Source organism: Endomicrobiales bacterium, assembly GCA_023228045.1.
Taxonomy (GTDB): Bacteria; Elusimicrobiota; Endomicrobiia; order Endomicrobiales; family JALOBY01; genus JALOBY01.
Genome location: JALOBY010000037.1, coordinates 1 through 4,045, shown reverse-complemented (window position 1 = coordinate 4,045; position 4,045 = coordinate 1). Strand labels below are relative to the sequence as shown.

4 protein-coding genes are annotated in these 4,045 nt (G+C 37.3%); 1 reads left to right on the top strand and 3 read right to left on the bottom strand.

Going from position 1 to position 4,045, the window contains the following annotated elements:
• Positions 1-378: 378 nt before the first annotated feature.
• Positions 379-2,085 carry a hypothetical protein gene (locus M0Q46_06600; protein MCK9583262.1) on the bottom strand — a complete coding sequence of 569 codons (1,707 nt, stop codon included), beginning with the start codon at positions 2,083-2,085 and terminating at the stop codon, positions 379-381.
• Between the two features lie 198 nt (positions 2,086-2,283).
• On the opposite strand from M0Q46_06600, the gene M0Q46_06595 reads away from it, so the two are divergent.
• Positions 2,284-3,297, top strand: a complete 1,014-nt coding sequence (locus M0Q46_06595) for an SPASM domain-containing protein (GenBank protein ID MCK9583261.1) — start codon at positions 2,284-2,286, stop codon at positions 3,295-3,297.
• A gap of 24 nt (positions 3,298-3,321) precedes the next feature.
• Here M0Q46_06595 and M0Q46_06590 read toward each other — a convergent pair whose 3' ends face one another.
• A complete protein-coding gene (locus tag M0Q46_06590; protein ID MCK9583260.1) occupies positions 3,322-3,681 on the bottom strand; it encodes an arsenate reductase family protein in 360 nt (119 codons plus the stop codon).
• 57 nt (positions 3,682-3,738) lie between these two features.
• Positions 3,739-4,045, bottom strand: a 307-nt coding sequence (locus M0Q46_06585; GenBank protein ID MCK9583259.1) for a site-2 protease family protein, incomplete at its 5' end; no start/stop codon positions are given.

The following is a 4,045-nucleotide window of genomic DNA, read 5'->3' as shown; positions in this document are numbered from 1 at the left end:
ATTCGAATCGCCTTCACAAATCACAAAATAACTACAGGGAGCTTCTTTCAGCTTTGTCAGATTCACAACAACCACTCCTTTACCTTTTCTATCTTGTATTCCTTCAACAATTTCATTTACTATTTGTTCGTTTTCGATCATGCTTTTGTAATAATTAAATTAATGAATCCGACTTGCCGAATATAAGCTAAACAATCAGCAAAGATAATCAAATTCAAGCTACATTATTTTAAATCCCTATCGCAGGTATCTTATTGTTTTACAAAATTTATACCGTTAATGGGAAAACGGTTTCTACTTCAACTTGTATGACATAATGACATAAAAAAACCGATGCAATTGGATGCACCGGTTTTTTTGGATAAAATTCAGCCTTAATTATTTTACTATCGACATAAATGTATCGTCAGTAAAGAATTTTGAGAATTCAAGATCGTTTACAGCTTTAGCTTTGTATGCGCTGTCGAGGCTTACTGCTTTACGAAGATTTCCATAAACGGCATCACGATTGTTGGTACGTGCACCGATAACAGCTCCAAGATACGAAGTTAAAGCATCCGGTTGAGCAACGGCATCTAATGTTGCGCGTGCACCATTGTAGTTGCCATCGAGAATTTGCATCAAAGCGGCATTGTTTGTAGCTGTTGAGCCAAAAGTTGTTTTAGCTTTTGCATAATCACCTTTGAGGGTATAAACAGTTCCCAATGCATTGTTCAGGTTTCCGCTTGTTCCTGCAGATTTCCCAAAATACACTTCAGCGTTTGCCAAGTCGCCTTTTGCCAAAGCGCATAAACCGGCATTGTAATTTGCATTCGGACATTTAGGCTCGATGTTTAAAGCTGCTGCAAAATTAGCCGCAGCAGCATCGATATTTCCTTGTTGGTATTGAACTGCGCCTAAATTGTTGAATCCACGAACATCGCCGGCATACAATTCGGTAGTTTTTTGATAAATGGCTGCCTTGTCTGAAAGATTTTCGGTAAGGGTTGCTGCATAAAGCAATTCTTCCACGCTAAGTTTCGAAGCATCTTCATTGGCTAATTGAGCAATTTCGGCATCCGATTTACCAGTTACGTCAACTGTCAGTTTCAAACGTGAACGACGGAGTTGAGGAAGGATTTCATCGGCAATGCTTTTGAATGCAACCGACAGGTTTTTGATTTCACGTTCGCGTTGTTCAGGATCGGTGTACATTGTCAGTACACGCAAAATAACCTGTTTGTCCTGAATGTTTGAGCTTTCCATTAATTTTTGGAAGCCATCCCAGTCTTCAGCAGTAAATTTAGAGTCAACGCTAACTGAAGTCTTAATTTTTTTCAGCTCTTTATTGATAAAGTCCGAAGTAACTTTCTGACGTTTTTCGGCCAAGTTTGTATTCAATTCGATTGAACCATCGGGGGATGCATAACCGGCAATTTCCAAATCGGCAACTTCTTTGTTTTGAACATCTTTAGCTTCTTTTATTTTTTTTGTTAAAGCAACAATGTCTTCCGATTTTGTTTCGGTTTTACGAAGTGCAGATTGTTGAATCAGGAATTTAATGTCAGCTTCCTGCATTTCCTGAATAACACGTTGGAATTTGTCGGCTAAAATTACCGGTCCGTTTTCGACTCCAAAGTTTTTAGAAGCCAATTGCGAAGTGGCGATAACGCCATCAGCAACTTTTACTCTTTGCAACGCATAAGTTTTTTTGCTGGTAGCTACACTAAAATCTAACCAAAGTTCAGATTTAACCATTTCAGGCACATAATCAAAAGAAGTTTTGATAGTGTAAGAACCACCTGCTTTATAGCTAATAGTCTGATTGTTGCCTACTACTTTTTCTCCCTGGAAAGTTGAAGCAGCGGCCTTAACTTCTTTACCATCGAAAGTAAGTACCGGTGTAACTGTTACTGTAGCATTTTTTGCAAAATACTTAACCGGGAAAGTTCCGGTAATAGTTGCATCAACTTTTCCGCCTTTTACTTCAAGCGGGTTTGGTGTACATGTGAATAAGCTTGGATCTAAGGCTGTAAGGTCTTTGTTACAAGAACTTAACACCAAGGCAAGCACCATCGAAACCGCAAAAATTAATTGCTTTCTCATAAAATTGTGTTTTTGTTATAAATTGGTTTTTATTTAAATAATTTCTGAATTATTGGCTACAAATATACAATCTTTCAGTCAATTTTGACTTACTTTGCAAGAGTTTTTTTACATTTTTCCAAAAAAACGAATAAACAAGACGTTAAAAAGCTTTGCAATATACCTGATACTTAAATCGACTAACAATATTTTAGTACAATGCGCTTATATCTCAAAATCATCAAACATACATTTAATGCCACCAAATACCTTAGTTTCGGAAAAATAATCAATTTGTCGAAGCTTTATTTCTCCTATTTAAGCTCCAAAAAAAAGTCCAACTTTCATCATAAAACGCTTCCTTACTTTATCTCAGTCGAACCCTACAATTTTTGTCAGTTGAAATGTCCTGAATGTCCTGTAAGTCAGCGTGAATTAACCGATAAAATGTATATAGATGAAAAAAATTACCAAAAAATCGTGGACGAACTGAAGGAGACGCTCTTGCATATTATTTTTTACTTCCAGGGAGAACCATTACTTAACAAAAATCTCGCCAAACTTATCAATTATGCACATAAAGCTAAGATTTTTACGTCAACTTCGACGAATGCGCAATTGCTGAATTCAGATAAAGCGCGCGAAATTGTTTTGTCAGGTCTCGACAAACTTATCATCTCAATCGATGGCAGTACGCAAGAAGTTTATGAAAAATATAGAATAGGCGGAAAGCTCGACAAAGCCGTTCAGGGGGTGAAAAACATAGTAGCATGGAAAAATGAATTAAAATCCATCACTCCTTTTGTCGAAATTCAGTTCATTGTATTCAAAACAAACGAACATCAAATGCGAGACATGAAGATGCTCGCCAAGTCACTCCATGCTGATCGTTTGGTTTTCAAAACGGCTCAGTTATACAATTTTGAGAACGGGCATGAATTATTAACTTCGATTGACAAATATGCACGGTATAAAATGGACAATGATGGAAAATACCACATAAAAAACACATTGGAAAATCGTTGCCTGCGCCTGTGGAGCGGAGCTGTGGTCAATGCCAAAGGTGATTTGATTCCTTGTTGTTTTGATAAAAACTCCGAACATGCTTTTAGCAATATTGAAAATCAAAGTTTCTCTTCAATTTGGCACAATAAAAAAGCTTCCGATTTCAGAGAATCAATTCTCGAAAACCGGAAACAATATGAAATGTGCAGAAACTGCACAAGTAAATGATATAAGAATGGGGTAATGTGAGAATTATTTGCTCAACAGCTTTTTCCATTCTTCTTCCTTGAATCCGACCAACACTTTTTCGCCCGCAAGCAAAACGGGACGTTTCACCATTAATCCGTTTGAAGCTAAAATATCGATCAATTCATTTTCAGTCAAAGTTTTTACTTTGTCTTTCATGTTTTGCTCTTTGTAAAGTAAACCGCTTGTGTTGAAAAACTTACTGACAGGCAACCCGCTCTTCTTTATCCATTCAGACAATTCGGTCTTCGATGGATTTTCTTCTTTTATAGGTCGATAAATATATGCTATTCCGCTTGTTTTCAACCATTTTTCGGCTTTTTGGCAGGTTCCGCATTTGGGATAGCAAAGTACTGTTGGTTGCATCGTTTATTTAAAAGTTTAAAGAGTTTGAGGTTTATCTCGCCTTTGGCGAGATAAACTTTATTTAAATATCGCTCTAAAAATATCGTTTCCGTTGGCAAAAATGATCAGCACAAAAAGCAACATCATGCCGGCTGTTTGAGCATACTCAAGGAACTTATCGTTTGGTTTACGCCCGGAAAACATTTCGTAAAGCAGAAACAAAACATAACCTCCATCCAGCGCCGGAATTGGCAGAAAGTTCATAAATGCCAGGATAACAGAAAGAAATGCGGTCATTGTCCAGAAAGTTTGCCAGTCCCACATCGGAGGGAACAATTTACCTATGCTCCCGAAACCGCCAAGTTGTTTAGCGCCTTCTTTCGAA